The organism is Micromonospora sp. NPDC050686 (assembly GCF_040654475.1).
Lineage (GTDB): Bacteria > Actinomycetota > Actinomycetes > Mycobacteriales > Micromonosporaceae > Micromonospora.
Genome location: NZ_JBFAID010000063.1, coordinates 19836 through 36391, shown reverse-complemented (window position 1 = coordinate 36391; position 16556 = coordinate 19836). Strand labels below are relative to the sequence as shown.

Annotated in this window: 15 protein-coding genes; 5 read left to right on the top strand and 10 right to left on the bottom strand. The window is 72.6% G+C overall.

The annotated features are described in order from the left end of the window. Window positions 1-137 precede the first annotated feature (137 nt). From AB0H57_RS28450 to AB0H57_RS28430, 5 genes are read right to left on the bottom strand one after another with little or no spacing between them, the layout of a single operon-like run. On the bottom strand, window positions 138-1142 hold the full coding sequence (locus AB0H57_RS28450) for a glycoside hydrolase family 43 protein (RefSeq protein WP_357511681.1): 1005 nt from the start codon (window positions 1140-1142) through the stop codon (window positions 138-140). Continuing rightward, complete coding sequence (locus AB0H57_RS28445; RefSeq protein WP_357511679.1) at window positions 1139-1963, bottom strand: carbohydrate ABC transporter permease; 825 nt, start codon at window positions 1961-1963, stop codon at window positions 1139-1141. The genes AB0H57_RS28450 and AB0H57_RS28445 overlap by 4 nt, the downstream gene beginning before the upstream one ends. 10 nt (window positions 1964-1973) lie before the next feature. Further along, entirely contained in the window at window positions 1974-2936 is a 963-nt protein-coding gene (locus AB0H57_RS28440; RefSeq protein WP_357511677.1) for a sugar ABC transporter permease, read from the bottom strand. Window positions 2937-2942: 6 nt separating this feature from the next. Beyond that, window positions 2943-4274 (bottom strand): ABC transporter substrate-binding protein, encoded by a 1332-nt coding sequence (locus AB0H57_RS28435; RefSeq protein ID WP_357511676.1) that lies wholly within the window; start codon window positions 4272-4274, stop codon window positions 2943-2945. 39 nt (window positions 4275-4313) lie between these two features. Next, window positions 4314-5825, bottom strand: a complete 1512-nt coding sequence (locus tag AB0H57_RS28430; RefSeq protein ID WP_357511674.1) for an alpha-N-arabinofuranosidase — start codon at window positions 5823-5825, stop codon at window positions 4314-4316. 138 nt (window positions 5826-5963) lie between these two features. On the opposite strand from AB0H57_RS28430, the gene AB0H57_RS28425 reads away from it, so the two are divergent. Continuing rightward, a complete protein-coding gene (locus AB0H57_RS28425; RefSeq protein WP_357511672.1) occupies window positions 5964-6968 on the top strand; it encodes a LacI family DNA-binding transcriptional regulator in 1005 nt (334 codons plus the stop codon). A 35-nt stretch (window positions 6969-7003) separates the two neighbouring features. On the opposite strand, the gene AB0H57_RS28420 is transcribed toward AB0H57_RS28425, so the two are convergent. The 3 genes from AB0H57_RS28420 to AB0H57_RS28410 form a co-directional block, all read right to left on the bottom strand. After that, entirely contained in the window at window positions 7004-7729 is a 726-nt protein-coding gene (locus AB0H57_RS28420; RefSeq protein ID WP_357511670.1) for a methyltransferase domain-containing protein, read from the bottom strand. A 71-nt stretch (window positions 7730-7800) separates the two neighbouring features. Beyond that, window positions 7801-8121: a hypothetical protein gene (locus AB0H57_RS28415; protein WP_357511667.1), complete on the bottom strand. Its 321-nt coding sequence runs from the start codon at window positions 8119-8121 to the stop codon at window positions 7801-7803. Between the two features lie 38 nt (window positions 8122-8159). Then, window positions 8160-9797 (bottom strand): ABC-F family ATP-binding cassette domain-containing protein, encoded by a 1638-nt coding sequence (locus AB0H57_RS28410; RefSeq protein WP_357511665.1) that lies wholly within the window; start codon window positions 9795-9797, stop codon window positions 8160-8162. Window positions 9798-9915: 118 nt separating this feature from the next. On the opposite strand from AB0H57_RS28410, the gene AB0H57_RS28405 reads away from it, so the two are divergent. The 3 genes from AB0H57_RS28405 (at window position 9916) to AB0H57_RS28395 (ending at window position 11450) form a co-directional block, all read left to right on the top strand. Then, entirely contained in the window at window positions 9916-10686 is a 771-nt protein-coding gene (locus AB0H57_RS28405) for an ROK family protein (RefSeq protein ID WP_357511663.1), read from the top strand. Window positions 10687-10776: 90 nt separating this feature from the next. Continuing rightward, on the top strand, window positions 10777-11142 hold the full coding sequence (locus tag AB0H57_RS28400) for a tetratricopeptide repeat protein (RefSeq protein ID WP_357511687.1): 366 nt from the start codon (window positions 10777-10779) through the stop codon (window positions 11140-11142). Between the two features lie 53 nt (window positions 11143-11195). Then, complete coding sequence (locus tag AB0H57_RS28395; RefSeq protein WP_046564396.1) at window positions 11196-11450, top strand: Smr/MutS family protein; 255 nt, start codon at window positions 11196-11198, stop codon at window positions 11448-11450. Window positions 11451-11892: 442 nt separating this feature from the next. On the opposite strand, the gene AB0H57_RS28390 is transcribed toward AB0H57_RS28395, so the two are convergent. Together AB0H57_RS28390 and AB0H57_RS28385 are read right to left on the bottom strand one after the other, a co-directional pair. After that, window positions 11893-12495, bottom strand: a complete 603-nt coding sequence (locus AB0H57_RS28390) for a dihydrofolate reductase family protein (RefSeq protein ID WP_357511661.1) — start codon at window positions 12493-12495, stop codon at window positions 11893-11895. Window positions 12496-12580: 85 nt separating this feature from the next. Next, the gene (locus tag AB0H57_RS28385; protein WP_357511659.1) at window positions 12581-14977 is read right to left on the bottom strand and encodes a M28 family peptidase; all 2397 of its coding nucleotides are present in this window, start codon (window positions 14975-14977) and stop codon (window positions 12581-12583) included. Window positions 14978-15285: 308 nt separating this feature from the next. Between AB0H57_RS28385 and AB0H57_RS28380 the strand changes: the two genes are divergently transcribed. Beyond that, on the top strand, window positions 15286-16491 hold the full coding sequence (locus AB0H57_RS28380) for a fused response regulator/phosphatase (RefSeq protein ID WP_357511657.1): 1206 nt from the start codon (window positions 15286-15288) through the stop codon (window positions 16489-16491). Window positions 16492-16556: the final 65 nt, after the last annotated feature.

Genomic DNA, 16556 nt, shown 5'->3' with positions numbered 1-16556 from the left:
CGCCGGCGCCGGCGCCGGCGGGGGCGGGGGCGGGGGCGGGGGCGGGGGCGGTGCGATGGCGGGGGCGGCGAAGCGGCGGCGAAGCGGTGGCCGTGGCAGAGCGGTGGTAGAGGCGCGGTGGTGAGCGGGGGCGGCGCTCAGGGGCGGGGCTGGGGCGTGGCGGTGGGGCCCTTGACCACCGGCCGGCCGTCGGTCCACACCACCTCGTCCAGCCAGACCTGCCGACCCGGGTCAGCGCTGCCCTCCTGCCCCGGCGGCCAGGCGTGGTAGAGCAGCCAGGTGCGCCCGCCGGACACCACCAGCGAGGCGTGGCCGGGGCCGGCGGCCACGTCGTTGGTCCGCAGGATCGGGTTCTCCTCGGCCTTGCGGCACGGGCCGGCCGGACCGTCGCAGATCGCGTAGCCCTCGGCGTAGTCGGCCCGGTCGTAGGCGTTGGCGGCGAAGAAGAGGTACAGCCGCCCGTCCTGCCGGTGGAAGAACGGCCCCTCGATCAGGGTGCCCTCCCACGGCTCGGTCTGCCGCAGCAGCTTCGCCGGCTCACCCACCAGCTGGAGGCCGTCCGGGGAGAGGCGCTGCGACCAGAGCCAGGTGTCCACCCCGATCGCGTTGCCGTCGTTCTTCCACAGCAGCCAGAGGCTCCCGTCGGCGTCCCGCCACGGGCTGGCGTCGATCGACCCGCCCAACTCCGGCTGGCAGACCAGCGGCCCGGTGGAGTCGTCCCGGTACGGGCCCTGCGGGCGGTCGGCCACCGCCCGCCCCACGCACTGCCGGCCGGAGGCGCGGTCGGCGACGGTGTAGTAGAGCAGGTACCGGCCGGCGGCCAGCTCGATCGCCTCCGGCGCCCACGTCCTGCCCGCGTCCGCCCAGTCGGGCAGCGCCGGCAGGGCGTCCCCGGCCTCGGTCCAGTCGACCAGATCCGGCGAGGTGAGCACGGGGACGTTCCGGCCGCCGCTGTTGGTGTGGAACAGGTACCAGGTGTCGCCCACCCGGATCGCCTGCGGGTCGGGGGCGTCGGTCGCCACGACCGGGTTGGTGAACATCCGGGCGTCCTCCTCCGTACTCGATGGGTCTGCTCCCGAACCGCAACCGGCGGCCAGCAGCGCGGCGGCGACGGCCGCCGCCGCGCGTCGACGGGCGGTCATCCCTTCAGGCCGCTGCGCGAAACACCCTGGATGATGTGCCGCTGGGCCGCCACGAAGAGAATCAGCACCGGCACGCTGGCCAGCACCGCCCCCGCCATGATCACCGGATAGTCGGTGACGTAGGCGCCCTGGAGCAGGCCCAGCCCCGGCGGCAGGGTCAGCCGCTCCGGGCTGAACAGCACGTAGATCGGCCAGAGGAAGTCGTTCCAGTTGGTCAGGAACGACAGCACCGCGAGGGTGGCCAGGGCCGGCTTGGAGAGCGGCAGCAGCACCCGGGCGAAGACCTGCCAGTGGTTCGCGCCGTCCAGCACCGCCGCCTCCTCCAACTCGGCCGGGATGGAGAGGAAGAACTGCCGCAGGAAGAACACCCCGAAGGCGCTGGCCGCACCGGGCACGATCACCACGGTCAGGGTGTCCAGCCAGCCGAGTCGGTCGGTGATCACGAAGTTCGGGATGATCAGCGAGGTCGGCGGGATGAACAGCGTGCCCACGATCAGCGTGAAGCCGACCCCCCGGCCGCGGAAGCGCAACCGGGCCAGCGCGTACGCGGCCATCGAGGCCGTCACCAGCACCAGCAGCGCGTGCAGCGTGGCGGCCAGCATGCTGTTGAGGAACCAGCGCAGCACCGGGTTGGCGGTGTTGCCCAGGATCTGCTCGTACCCGTAGGTGGAGAACGGATTCGGCAGGAAGCCCGGCGGGATCCGCTGCGCGTCGCCGTAGGTCTTCACCGAGGTGATGGCCATCCAGACCAGCGGAGTCAGGAAGATCAGGGCCAGGAGCACCAGGAGCCCGTAGCGCGCGGAACGGTGCAGAGTCGTCATCGTGGGCCCCTCAGTCTTCCCGGTACCGGAAGAACCGGAAGTTCACCAGGCTGATCACGGTGAGCGCCAGCGCGAAGACGATGCTCATCGCGGCCGCCCGACCGGCGTCGTTGTCCCGCAGGCCCTCGTCGACGATCCGCCAGACCACCGTCCTCGTCTCCTCACCCGGTGCGCCCTGGGTGATGAGGAAGGACTGGCCGAAGACGTTCGCCGAGGCGAGGATCGTGGTGGTCAGCACGAAGAGCATGACCGGGCGCAGCCCCGGCAGGGTGACGTTGCGGAACCGGTCCCAGCCGTTCGCCCCGTCGACCCGCGCCGCCTCGTACAGCTCCGGCGAGATGTCCTGCAGGCCGGCCAGGTAGATCACCGCGTTGAAGCCCGAGGTCCACCAGACGGTCACCCCGACCAGCGACACCCAGGCCCACGGCACGTCGGTCACCCAGGGGGTGTCCGCGGGCAGCCCCACCGCGCCGAGCAGCCGGTTGACCAGGCCCAGGTTGGCGTCGAGCAGGAACCGCCAGAGCAGGCCGATGACCGCCACCCCGAGCACGTACGGGGCGAAGTACACCGCCCGGAAGAACGTACGGCCCGGGAACGACCGGTTCAGCAGCAGCGCCAGCCCCAGCGGGATGACCACCAGCAGCGGCACCGAGAAGACCGTGAAGATGGCGGTGGCCTTGACGCTCGACCACCAGTCGCCGTAGATCGCCGACTCGCTGTCGAACAGGTCCCGGTAGTTGTCCAGCCCGACGAAGGGCCGGTTGGGCAGTTGCAGGTCCCACTGGTGCACGCTCAGCCACAGGCCGAAGAGGATCGGCAGCAGGCCGAAGGTGACGAAGAGCAGCAGATACGGCGCGAGGAAGAGGTACGGGGTCGCGCGGCTGCCCCGCTGCGTCACGCCCCGGCGGCCCTTCCCGCCCGCCGGGGGCGGCGCCTCCTCGCGCGCCGCCCCGACCTCGATCACGTCCGCCACGGAGGATCAGCTCCCGTACTTCTTGCGGTTGTCCTCAAGCTGCTTGTTGGCCTTGGCGACCCCGTCGTCCAGGGCCTGCTTCGGCGACTTCTTGTTCAGGGCCGCCTCGTTGAAGGAGTTGTAGAAGGTCAGGATGACCTCGCCGAGACCGGGGGTGGCCGGCGGGAACGCCGCGTAGTCCAGCTCCACGGCCAGGGTGGAGACGTTCGGGATGGCCTTGAAGTCGGCGCCCTCCCGGACCGCCTTGCGGGCGGGGATCTGGCCGCCCTTGGCCCAGTCCAGCGAGTGCTCGCTGAGCCAGTTGATGAAGACCTTCGCGCCGGAGACCTTGTTGTTGTCGGCGGCACGCTGCTTGACGATGGTGAAGTTGTGCGAGTTCGCCCAGGCCGCCGGCTGGCTGCCGATCTGCGGCAGGGGGGCGACGCCGATCTGCGCGTTCGGGTCCTTGGCGATGTCGTTGATCTGCCAGATGCCGTTCCAGTTGAACGCGTTCTTGCCGGCCTTGAGCGCCAGGTAGTCCGCGTCCTGACCGACGTTGGCCGGCGAGTAGCCCTGCTTGATCATGTCGACCAGCCAGGTGCACGCCTCGACCGCCGGGTCCGAGTTGAAGGTGGCCTTCTGCACCTCGCCGTCGAAGAGCGTGCCGCCCCACTGGTGCAGCAGCGAATAGAAGGTCATGCCACCGGTGAACTGGAAGGGGCTGACCCAGAAGCCCTGCACGCCGGCCTTCTTCAGCTCGGCCAGCGCGGCGGTGTAGTCGTCCTTGGTCGTCGGGGGCTTCTCCGGGTCGAGGCCGGCCTTCTGCATGACCGACTTGTTGTAGTAGAAGCCCAGCGGGTGCATGTCCAGTGGGATGCCGTACCGCTTGTCGTTGTAGAGGCCGCCCTTCCAGACGGTCGGGGCGAAGTCGCCCTCGTTGAGCTCCAGTGCCTTGGCGACGTCGTCCAGCTCGTTGATGACGCCGCGGGCGGCGAAGGTCGCCAGCTGGTCCATGTGCATGACGGCGATGTCCGGACCGTTGCCGCTGGAGACCGCTCCCGGCAGCTTGCTGTAGTAGTCGTCCCACTGGTACGTGGTGACCGCCACGGCGATGTTCTGGTGCTCGGTGTTGAACTGCTGCACCAGCTTCTTGAAGATGTCGCCGTCGCCGCCGGTGAAGCCGTTCCACAGCTTCAGGTCCACCTTGGGCCCGGTGTAGTCCTTGCCGCCGTTGCCCGCGGCGCCGCCCGACGTGGTGGCGCTGCCGCCGCCGCAGCCGGCGAGGGTCAACGAGGCGGCCGCGCCGAGACCGACGCCGAGGCCGAGCAGGCGCCGTCGGCTCAATTCGTTCTGGATCATGGGGTTTCTCCTTGGGGGACGGGAAGGAATGGTCCCTGGTCAGCGCCGGGTGGTGAAGCGCAGCACGTGCCAGGAGACCGCGGGCAGGCGCACCGAGCACCGGCCGGCGTCGAGGGCGGGGGTGGGCAGTGCCCGGGGCGTCACCCGGTCGGGCTCCGCCTCGGTGTTGATCGCTTCCGGGTCGTCCCCGGCGGCGAGGGCCAGGTGTTCGAGGGCGCGCAGGCCCGGCAGCCCGCGGAGGTCGAGGTCGAGAGGCAGGTCCTCGGCGCCCCGGTTGACCGCGAAGACGGTCAGCTCGCCGGACTCCTCGTCGTGCACGGCGACGGTGTCCAGCACCGGGACGGCACCGTATCGCTTGGTCTCGTAGTCGGGGCAGACCGGCTCGGTGCGCAGCACCGTGCCGCGGGCGTACCGGGCGGTCAGGGCGAACGGGTGGAAGATGCTCTGCCGCCAGGCCGGCCCGCCGGTGCGGGTCCGGATCGGGGCGATCACGTTGGCCAGTTGCGCCTGGCAGGCCACGCCCACCCGGTCGGCGTGCCGGAGCAGGGTGATCAGCAGGTCGCCGACCACCACCGCGTCGACCGCGGTGAAGTCGTCCTCGATCAGCGCCGGCGCCTCCACCCAGCCGCGCCGGTCCAGGTCCTTCTGGAGGCGGGACTGGTACCAGACGTTCCACTCGTCGAAGGAGATCTTGAGCTTGCGCGTCTGCCGTTGCTTGGCGGCCACGTGGTCGGCGGTGGCGACCACCTCGGTGATGAAGTTGTCCATGTCGACGGCCGAGGCCAGAATGCTGGCCCGGTCGCCGTCGGACGGGTCGTAGTAGGTGTGCGCGGAGATGTAGTCGACGTGCTCGTAGGTGTGCTCCAGCACCGTCGCCTCCCAGGAGGCGAAGGTGGGCATCTGCCGGTTGGAGCTGCCGCAGGCGACCAGGCTGATCGACGGGTCGATCAGCTTCATCGCCCGTGCCGTCTCGGCGGCGAGTCGGCCGTACTCGTCGGCGGTCTTGTGCCCCACCTGCCACGGCCCGTCCAGCTCGTTGCCGAGGCACCAGAGCCGCACCCCGTACGGCTGCTCGGCGCCGTGCTTGCGGCGCAGGTCGGACAGCTGGGTGCCGCCCGGGTGGTTGGCGTACTCCAGCAGGTCGCAGGCCTCCTGCACGCCGCGGGTGCCGAGGTTGACCGCCATCATCGGCTCGACGTCGGCCTCGGCGGCCCAGGTCATGAACTCGTTCAGCCCGAAAGCGTTGGTCTCGACGGTCTTCCAGGCCAGGTCGAGCCGGCGCGGCCGGTCGCCGACCGGGCCCACCCCGTCCTCCCAGCGGTAGCCGGAGACGAAGTTGCCGCCCGGGTAGCGGACCACGGAGACGCCCAGTTCGCGGGTCAGGTCGAGCACGTCGCGGCGCAGGCCGAGTGGGTCGGCCGCCGGGTGGCCGGGCTCGTAGACACCGCCGTAGACACAGCGCCCCATGTGCTCGACGAAGGAGCCGAAGAGCCGTCGATCGGCGGCGCCGATCGCGAAGGCCGGGTCGATGGTCAGCTGAGCGACGTGCAAGGGGTGCCACCTTTCCTCACCTGTGTCGGGTGACTGCGATCACCCGTACGCCAGGTTTCTACAACGTTGTAAGCAACGTTGTAAAGGCCCTGTTACACGATAGAGTCCTGACCTGGAACCCGCAGGAGGGACGAGGCCGTGCGACACAGACTCAAGGACGTGGCCGAACGGGCCGGGGTCTCGGTCAAGACGGTCTCCAACGTGGTGAACGGCTACCTGCACGTCCGGCCGGACACCCGGGCCCGGGTCGAGGAGGCCATCGCCGAGCTCAACTACCGGCCCAACCTCTCCGCCCGGAACCTGCGCAAGGGCCGCACCGGAGTGATCGCGCTGGCCGTCCCGGAACTGGACATCCCGTACTTCGCCGAGTTGGCCCGGCACGTGGTCACCGCCGCCGCCGAGCACGGCTGGACGGTGCTGATCGACCAGACCGGCGGCGGCCCGGAGCAGGAGCGGAAGGTGGCCGGCGGGATCGGCGACCACCTGATCGACGGCCTGATCCTCAGCCCGCTGGCGCTGACGGCCGAGGACCTCGCCGGCCTGGCCGGCATGCCGATGGTGCTGCTCGGGGAGCGGATCGACCACGGGCCCGCCGACCATGTGGCGATCGACAACGTGGCCGCCGCGCACGCGGTCACCGCGCACCTGATCGGGCTGGGCCGGCGGCGGATCGCGGCGATCGGCGCCCAACGCACCCCGGAGGGGGTCAGCGCGCGGCTGCGCCTGGCCGGCTACGCCGCCGCGCTGGCCGAGGCCGACATCGGGTACGACGAGCGGCTGGTGGCGCCCGCGCCGGCCTGGCACCGCGCGGACGGCGCGACCGCCCTGCGCCACCTGCTGGCCTCCGGCGTACGCCCCGACGCCGTCTTCTGCTTCAACGACACCCTCGCCCTCGGCGCCCTGCGCGCCCTGCACGAGGCCGGCCTGCGGGTGCCCGAGGACGTGGCGGTGGCCGGCTTCGACGACATAGAGGACGGCCGCTTCTCCGTGCCCACCCTCACCACCATCTCCCCCGACAAGGAACGCATCGCCCGCCTCGCGGTCGACCTCCTGGCCAACCGCCTGACGGGAGACCCCGAAGCCCCACCCCAGGAACTGACCGCCCCCCACCACCTCATCCCCCGCGAATCCACCACCCCCTGACTGACGCGGGCGTGGGGGCGGGGCCGGGTGGGCTGTCAGTCGAAGAAGCGGGAGAGGTGGGCGGGATCTGGGGGTGGGTCCTGGGGGGCCAGGGGGGTCAGGTCAGCGAAGATGCTGGCGCCGTCGCAGCCGGCGTGCAGGGGGTACCAGCGGGGGGTTCCCGGTGGGCGCTGGACGCAGATGCCCTTGATCGTCTGCACGTCCAGGAAGCGGACGTGGGTCGGGTCGGCCACCGCGTTGACGTGCCGCCACCAGGGGCTCATCACGTGCAGCACGCCGCCCGGCCGCAGCACCCGGTGGCACTCGTCCACCAGCGGCAGGAAGTCGAGCAGGTGCTCCAGGATGTGCACCGCGAAGAGCACGTCCACCGAGTCGTCGGCCAGCGGCAGCGAGCCGGACAGGTCGGCGACCGCGTCCACCCCGGCCGCCGGGAAGATGTCCAGGCCCAGGTTGCCCGGCCACTGCTTCTGGCCGCCGCAGCCCAGGTCCACCACCACCGGGTCCCGGCCGGCTGTCCGGACCCGGCACCAGACCCCGTACACCCCGGCGAGCCGGCCCACCAGCTCGCGGACCCGGCGCAGCTCGGCCGGGTCGGCCGCCTCGCCGGTCACATGCGCGACCCCACGGTCGAACCGCACCTCGACCCCGGTCCCGCGCAGCCGCTCGTCGTGCCGGACCTGCTCGGCCCAGGTCTCGGTGAGAAACCCGTCCACCGCCCGCAGCCGTTCGACTGAGGGTGGGTGCGGTGCCATCGCGACCATCCGGGCCACCTCCCGCCGCCCGTTACCCGCATCCTCGCCCGATATGCCACCGGCGGCCGATGCCTGCCCGGTCAGCCCGCGATCGTCCGCCGGGTGGTACGGCCGGCCGACCGCATCCGCTGCCGGGGCTGCGGCGCGGGCGGCTTGGGCCGCTTGAGGTGGTACCGGTGCAGCTCGCTGTTGCCGGCCAGCGACGGGTCCTCGCTCATCGCCACCAGCTCCCAGCCCTGGTCACCGGCCCGGTTCAGGTGGGCCAGCGCGGTGTCGCCGTACGGCGTGACGTCCACCATCGAGCCGTCCGGGCCGTACCAGATGAAGACGATCTCCCAGCCGATGTCGGTCGACGCGGCCTGGCGGCGGCGGACCAGCAGCGCGTACTCCCACTTGAGCATGGAGTCATTGTCACCCCGGGTGGCCCCGCCGGCACAGATCAGCCCTCGGTGATCCGCCCGGCGTCCACCCGCAGTCGCCGGTCGACGTGCACCGCCTCCAACATCCGCCGGTCGTGGGTGACCAGCAGCAGGGTGCCCCGGTAGCCGGCCAGTGCCGATTCGAGCTGCTCGATGGCGGGCAGGTCCAGGTGGTTGGTGGGCTCGTCCAGCACCAGCAGGTTGACCCCGCGGCCCTGGAGCAGGGCCAGCGCCGCCCGGGTCCGCTCACCGGGGGAGAGCGTCGCCGCCGGGCGCAGCACGTGCGCCGCGCGCAGGCCGAACTTGGCCAGCAGCGTCCGCGCGTCCGCCGGCGACAGCTCGGGTACGGCCCGCCGGAACGCGTCGAGCAGCGGCTCGTCGCCGAGGAACAGCCCGCGGGCCTGGTCGACCTCGCCGACCACCACCCCGGGGCCCAGCGTGGCCTGGCCGGCGTCCAGCGGCAGCCGGCCCAGCAGCGCCCCGAGCAGCGTGCTCTTGCCGGAGCCGTTCGCCCCGGTGATCGCCACCCGGTCGGCCCAGTCGATCTGGAGGGTCACCGGGCCGAGGGTGAAACCGCCCCGGCGTACGACGGCGTCGCGGAGCGCGGCCACCACGGCGCCGGCGCGGGGCGCGGCGGCGATCTCCATCCGCAGCTCCCACTCCTTGCGCGGCTCCTCGACCGCCTCCAGCCGCTCGATCAGCCGTTCGGTCTGCCGGGCCTTCGCCGCCTGCTTCTCGGTGGCCTCGGCCCGGAACTTGCGGCCGATCTTGTCGTTGTCGGTGGCCTTGCGCCGGGCGTTCTTCACGCCCTTCTCCATCCAGGCGCGCTGGGTGCGGACCCGGGCCTCCAGGTCGGCGCGGGTGTCGGCGTACTCGTCGTACTCGGCCCGGGCGTGCCGGCGGGCCACCTCCCGCTCCGCCAGGTACGCTGCGTAGCCGCCGCCGTAGTGCCGGATCTGCTGCTGGGGCAGGTCCAACTCCAGCACCCGGTTGACCGTGCGGGTGAGGAACTCCCGGTCGTGGCTGACCAGCACGGTGCCGGCGCGCAGCCCGGTGACAAACCGCTCCAGCCGCTCCAGCCCGGCCAGGTCCAGGTCGTTGGTCGGCTCGTCGAGCAGGAAGACGTCGTACCGGCTGAGCAGCAGCGAGGCCAGGCCGGCCCGGGCCGCCTGCCCGCCGGACAGGGCGGTCATCGGATGTGCCAGGTCCACGGCCAGCCCCAGCTCGGCGGCCACCTGCTCGGCGCGTTCCGCCAGGTCCGCGCCGCCGAGGCCGAGCCAGCGCTCCAGCGCCTCGGCGTACGCGTCGTCGGCGCCGGGCGCCCCGGCGGTGAGCGCCTCGGTGGCGGCGTCCAGGGCGGCCTGCGCCGCGGCGACCCCGGTACGCCGGGCCAGGAAGTCCGCGACCGTCTCGCCCGGCCGGCGCTCGTGCTCCTGCGGCAGGTAGCCGACGGTGGCGGTGGGCGGGCTGAGCGAGACGCCGCCCCGCTCCACCGGCTGGAGTCCGGCCAGGGTACGCAGCAGCGTCGACTTGCCCGCGCCGTTCATCCCGACCAGGCCGACCACGTCGCCCGGGGCGACCACCAGCTCCAGGTCGGCGAAGAGCAGCCGGTCACCGTGGCCGGCGGAGAGGTCCTTGACGATCATCGTGGCGCTCATGAGAAGGCCGAGCCTACCGGTGGGCCCCGCGCCGGCCGGCGGGTTTCCCCGGGTGCCGGGACGGACCGATCGCCGCACCCGGCGGCACGGCCGCCGATCACGAGGCAGACTCACACCCGTGGTGACCACTCTGGCGATCGACTGCGGTGGGGGCGGGATCAAGGCGTCGGTGCTGGACGGCGCCGGCACCATGCGGGCCCGCCCGCTGCGGGTGCCCACGCCGTACCCGTTGCCGCCGGCGCTGTTCGCGAAGACGCTGGTGGAGCTGGGTGGGCGGCTGCCGGCGGCGGACCGGGTGACGGTCGGCATGCCGGGCATGATCCGGCACGGCGTGGTGGTGGCGACGCCGCATTACGTGACCCGGTCGGGCCCGCGCAGCAAAATCGACCCCGGGCTGCTCGCCGAGTGGTCCGGGTACGACGCCCGCAGCGCCCTCGCCGAGGCGTTCGGGGTGCCGGCGCTGGTGCTCAACGACGCCGAGGTGCACGGTGCCGGGGTGGTCGCCGGGACGGGCTGCGAGCTGGTGCTGACCCTGGGCACCGGGCTGGGCAGCGCGCTCTTCGACGGCGGGATGCTCGCCCCGCACCTGGAGCTGTCGCACGCGCCGGTGCGCTGGAACACCACCTACGACACGTACGTGGGGGAGCCGGAACGCCGGCGCCTGGGCGACGCGTTCTGGTCGCGGCGGATCCGGCAGGTGGTGGAGGGGCTGCGCCCGGTGTTCCACTGGGATCGGCTCTACCTGGGCGGCGGCAACTCCCGGCTGATCCGGCCGGAGCAACTGGCCCGGATGGGCGACGACGTCGTGGTCGTACCCAACACGGCCGGGATCGTCGGCGGTGTCCGCGCCTGGGACCTGGTGGGGTACCGCTACGACCCCACCCGCTGACCCCGCCGGCGCCCCGGGGAACAGTCGCGGTACTGCTGATGTTGTGCCAGCGTCGGGGCAATGGCGGCGGGAGACGAGGGGGTGGGGGCGATGGATCTGCTGGCGGAGTACCGGCGGGCGACCATGTTCTTCGAGGCGGGCGACCCGACCGGAGCGGCCCGGCTGCTGGAGCCGATCGTCGAGGCCGAGCCCGGCAACTCCTCGGTCCGCCAACTGCTGGCCCGCGCGTACTTCCAGTCGGCCCAGCTCACCCGGGCCGAGGAGCAGCTGCGCGAGCTGGTCGACCGGGACCCGAGCGACCACTACGCGCACCACGTGCTGGGGCGGACGCTGGAGCGGATGAACCGGCACACCGACGCGCTGCGGCACCTGCGCATCGCGGCGGCCATGTACTCGACCAACGACGACTATACGACCGCGCTGCGGCGGGTCGAGGGCAAGGTCGGCGGTCGCTGACGCACGAAGGGCAGCCCGGGCGGGCTGCCCTTCGTGGTACCTAGGATGGACGGGTGAAGCTCAAGCTCGACCTCCACGACATCTACAACCGGGGCCACGACATCGACCGCGCGCTGCGCGGGATCATGGACGAGGCGGTGGCGAAGAAGGCCACGCTCGTGGAGATCATCCCGGGCAAGGGTTCCGGGCAGCTCAAGAAGAAGGTGCTGCGCTTCCTCGACCAGAAGGACGTCAAGCAGCTCTACCACCGGGTCGAGAAGGACTCGAAGAACTTCGGCCGGTTGTTCGTGCACTTTCGCTGGAAGTAAGAGCCTCGGCTTTCCAGCCTTGCGCGCTACTCCCGACACAGATCCTGGCCTGCGGAAACGCCTTCCATTGGCTTCCGGCGTCTTTCGCCGTTACTCGCGCTCACTTGTGCCGGATCTGTGCCCGGCCCTGAACGTGGGGGTTGCCGGCGAGTGCGAAAGTCACACGCACCGTCTGGCTGGCCTGAGTCACCAGCGCTGTGGTGACGGCGGTGCTCGTTTGGCGAACTGGGCTGGCCGCCAAAGGCGCGGCGGCCCTCGGCGTCGGTGTCGGCCTCGCGGCGGCGGATGTCCCGGAGCGCCGGCGTCAGGTCGCTGTCGTCGAGGATCTGGAACCCACAGCGGATGTACCGTTCGATCTGACCACGCCCCCGATGGCGGTGGAGGGTGGGGGCTGCCCCGGCCTCCGCAATGATTCGAAAGCCGGGGCAACAGCAAAGGAGGATCAGGCAGACCGGGGGACCCGGTACGCCAGGTGGGTGACCTCGTTCCCCTCGACCACTCGGAACGGTCCCGCCAACTGCACCGGCCCGATCCCCAGCCCGGAGAAGAACGGAATCCCGTCCCCGAGCAGCACCGGCACCAGATCCACGTGCACCTCGTCGAGCAGCCCGGCCTCCAGCACCTGCCGGGCGATGGTCCCGCCGTTGACCCCGACCTCCTTGCCCCCGGCCAGCTCCCGTGCCCGCGAGACCGCCCGCTCGATGCCGTCGGTGACGAACACGAACGACTCGCTCTCGGCGTCCCAGCCGTCGGGCACCCGATGGGTCACCACGACGACCGGCACGTCCATCGGGTGCCGGCCGCCCCAGCCGTTGGTCAGGTCGAACAGGGTGCGGCCGACGACCAGCGCCCCGGTCCGCTCGATCAGCGCGCGCAGGTGTTCGGCGCTGGCCGCCGACGTACGGAAGGTCATGTCGGGGTGGGCCGTCGGCGTCTCCACGTCGCCGTTGCCGTACCACTGGAAGAGGTGCTCGAACCCGCCGTGCGACGCGTTCGCGATGTAGCCGTCCAGGGACATGGTCGCGCCGGTGGTCACCTTGGTCATCGTGTGCTCCTCGGGTCTTGTTCCTTACCTTCACCCGGGGTAGAAGCTGGCCGGCTGCTCCTCGACATCCGCGCCAGAGAAATCTCTAGAACTCGTACGTGTGGGCCACCGCCAGCATCTCCGAGCTGTGCGAGCCGACGATCCCGACGTCCGCCGGGCGGGCCTGGAAGCCGGGCAGCCCGGCCAGGCCGTCGCTGGCGTCCATCGCCCGCAGCGTCACCCGGTCGCCGCGCTGGTCGAGGGTCAGGGTGATCTCGACGCCCTCCGGTGGCGGCGCGTGGAAGACCACCCCCCACCAGCCCCCCTCGTCACGGTGGCTGACCGGGATCTCCACCGGTACCCCTGCCACACCGGCCGAGAGCACGCCGGCGCTGCCCAGCGTGGACATCTCTACGTGCAGCGACGTCAGCCGGACCGGTCGCTTCGGGATCAGGCGTAGCCGCAAGGTCCGCTCCCCGCTCGCGGAAGTGGTGTCGGCGAGCACCTCCAGCTTCGGGGCGGGCAGGTCCGCCGCCGGGGCCGGGCCGGCGCGCAGTTCGCCGTCGCCCAAGGCGGGGAACTCGTCGGCGACGCCGACCCTGCCGTCGACGTACCGGTCGGTCCAGGGCTGCGGGTCGTCCTCGTGGCTGAGCCAGCGGGCCTGGCCGGTGTTGGTGTCGAGGGCGTACATCAGATGGGTGGGCACGGGGTGCGCGGCGTCGAATCGGTCCACGGCCAGGCCGACCGCGGCGAGCACCACGGCGGCGAGCCCGGCGGCGGCGGCCGGCAGCGCGCCGGCGCGGCGGGCCCGCAGCGCGACCAGGCCGCGCTGCCCGCCGGCCTCAGGGTGCAGCAGGTCGAGCACGGGCAGCGCGGCGAGCCCGAGCAGCACCGCGAAGAGCGCGGCCACCCCGCCCATCGCCATGCCGAGCGCCGGGAAGAGCAGCACCACCGTGGGCAGCAGGATCACCACGGCCACCGCGCCGGCCAGGGTAACCGCGACCACCGGCCACGGGCCGTCCCGCCGGGTGGCCAGCGCGACCAGGCCGGCCAGCGCGCCGGCCAGGGCCGGCAGGCTGGCGAGGTACGCCCCGCCGGGTACCTCCGCGGCCAGCAGCACGCCGAGTACGGCCAGCCAGGCCAGCCCGCCGAACGCCAGCGCGGCTGGCCCGAAATGGCGGCGGGTCAGTGCGTACCAGGCGAGCAGCACGGTGGCGGCGAGCGCCACCACGGCGAGCCGGTACCAGGTCGGCCGGTACGGGTCGAGCAGTTCGGCGTAGCCAGGGCGGATCGTGGTGATGCCGGCCCAGAGGAGTTGCGCGGCGAGTGGAGCGGCGACCAGCGGCACCAGCGTCAGCCCGAAGCCGGCGGCCAGCCCCCACCCGGTGGTACGCCCACGCCGCACCGCGAACCAGCCCAGCGCGCCGACCGCGACCAGCGCCAGCAGCGCCAGCGGCAGGGTCAGCCAGCCGGGATAGCGGACCAGCCCGCCGGGCACCGGGAAGTACGTGGCGTCGTGGCCGGCGCGCAGCGCGGTGAGGTCGGTGCGGCCGAACTCGCGGGCCAGCCCGAGGGCGTTGTCGCCGTGCATCTGGAGGCTGCCCCGGTCCATCACCGCCGGTGTGTCCAGCGGGGTGTGGTACACCGCGCCGCCGTCGATGTAGGCGGAGTTGAGCCCGACGAAGCGATGGTCGAGGAAGGCGGTGAAGTCGGTGTCGTTGGGCAGCGCCCGGTAGATCTCCACGGCGAAGGAGGTGCCCACCGGGTGCGGCGCGGCCCGGCCGAAGACGTCCACCAGCGCCGCGTTGTTCCGCGACGTCTCGAACATGATCACCGGGCCGGTGCTGCCCCGCGCCTCCAGGTTGAGCACCACGCCGCCGTCGGCGGCCAGCGGGTGGCTCGACGCGAACGCCGAGGCGCCGCAGAGGCAGGCCTCCTCGGCGTCGGTGAGCACGAAGACGATCTCGTTGCGGGGTTTCGGCCCGGCGGCCAGCGCCCGGGCCACCTCCAGGATGGTGGCGGTGCCGGCCGCGTCGTCGTTGCCGCCGGGCCCGGACTGCACCGAGTCGTAGTGTGCGACGAGGAACACCCGGCCGGTCGGGTCGGTGCCGGGGAGCCGGGCCACCACGTTGCGTACCCGGGCCAGGGTGGCGTCGCCGGCCGCGCCGCTGAGCTGCCCGGCCTCCGGGGCCACCGTGTCCTGCACGTCGGTCTCCAGGCCCAGGCCGCGCAGCGCGCCCTCGACGTGCGCCCGGACCTGGTCGTTGGCGGGGCTGCCGGCGACGTGCGGCCGGGCCGCGATCACCGCCACGTCCCGGTACGCCCGCCCGGCGCTGAAGTCGGACGCCGGCGCGTCGGCCGGCCGGGGAGCCGGGGTGCCCAGGTCGACCAGGACGGCGGCGCCGGCGGCCAGCAGCGCCGCGAGCGCGGCGACGGCGGCGAGCGCCCGCCGGCGCGGGCGGCTCAGCGCCCGGTCGGCGGCGCGGGTGGGGGGTGCGCCCACGGATGCTCCTCGGGGGTGGTGCGGGGGTGGCCATCATCCTGCCTGCCGCCCTACCGGACGGGCACTGGGCGCCGGCTTTCGGCGCGGAACCGTAACGACGCGGCCCGACCGTTCGCTCACCTGACGTCGGCCCGGCCGACGCGACGTCACACACCGCCGGTGCCGGACACCGGCGTGTTGTGTGCGACCGTTGTCTAATACAGGATCAGCAGGGCACTCGGAAGGAGGCCGACATCACCAGCGAACTCCCGCGTCTCGCGGCGGTGACCCGGCCGCCCCCGGGGACCGGCCTGTCCGGTTCCGCCGTCGTGCCCCGGGCGCTTTCGCACTCCGGCGTCGGGCGTCACGCCACCGTTCCACCCGGCGAGCGGCTCCGGGTCCTGCTGGTCGAGGACGACGAAGGGGACGCCTTCCTCGTCGGTGAGCTGCTCGCCGAGACCAACTCGATGATCGACCTGCTGGTGGCCACCAGCCTGAGCGAGGCCCGGCAGCGGGTGATGGGCGTGGACTGCGTCCTGCTCGACCTGGGCCTGCCCGACGCGCAGGGGCTGGACGGGCTCCGCCAGGTGCTGGAGATGGCCAGCAGCGCCGCGGTCTGCGTGCTGACCGGCCGCTCGGACGAGCACCTCGGCATCGTCGCGATGGCCGAGGGCGCCCAGGACTACCTGGTCAAGGGCCAGGTCGACGGCGTGTTGCTGACCCGGGCGCTGCGCTATGCGGTCGAGCGCAAGCGGGCCGACGTGAACGCCCGGCGGCTGCGCGAGGTGGAGCTGCGCCAGGCCGAGTCGGCCCGCCTGGAACGCGGTCTGTTGCCGCAGCCGCTGATGAGCACCGACCAGGTGGCGGTGCACACCTTCTACCGGCCGGGCCGGCACGCCGCCCTGATCGGCGGCGACTTCTTCGACGTGGTGCAGACCCGGCCGGACCGGGTGGACCTGATCGTCGGGGACGTCTGCGGGCACGGGGCGGACGAGGCTGCGCTCGGCGTCGAACTGCGCGTCGCCTGGCGGGCGCTGATCCTCGCCGGTGTGCCGGACGACGAGGTGCTGCCGGCGCTGGAGCAGGTGCTGATGAGCGAGCGCCGGCTCCGGGAGATCTTCACCACCGTGGCCACCACCCGGCTGGACCTGGGCGCCAACCGGGCCACCGTCCGGCTGGCGGGTCACCCCCCACCGCTGCTGCTCTCCGGCGGTAAGGTCGCGCCGGTGCCGGCACCGAGCGGTCTGCTGCTCGGCGTACGGCCCCGCCGGCCCGTCGCCTTCGACCTGGAGTTCGCCGCCGATGACTGGTCCCTGCTGATGTACACCGACGGCCTGATCGAGGGGCGGGTGGGCGACGGCGACGAGCGGCTGGACGTGCCCGGGCTGGCCGGCCTGCTGGCGGAGCCGGGCAACCAGAGCGTGTCCCTGCCCGACCTGCCCGCCTGGCTGGTCGGCCGGGCCGAGCAGCTCAACGGCGGCCCGCTCGCCGACGACGTGGCCATGCTGCTGGTGACCCGCGGCGGTGGTCGATAGTGAGCGCGAGGAGTGAGCCGCTTCTGCGAGCCCCGCAGTCGCGAACGGAGGCGGGGTCGGTGAGC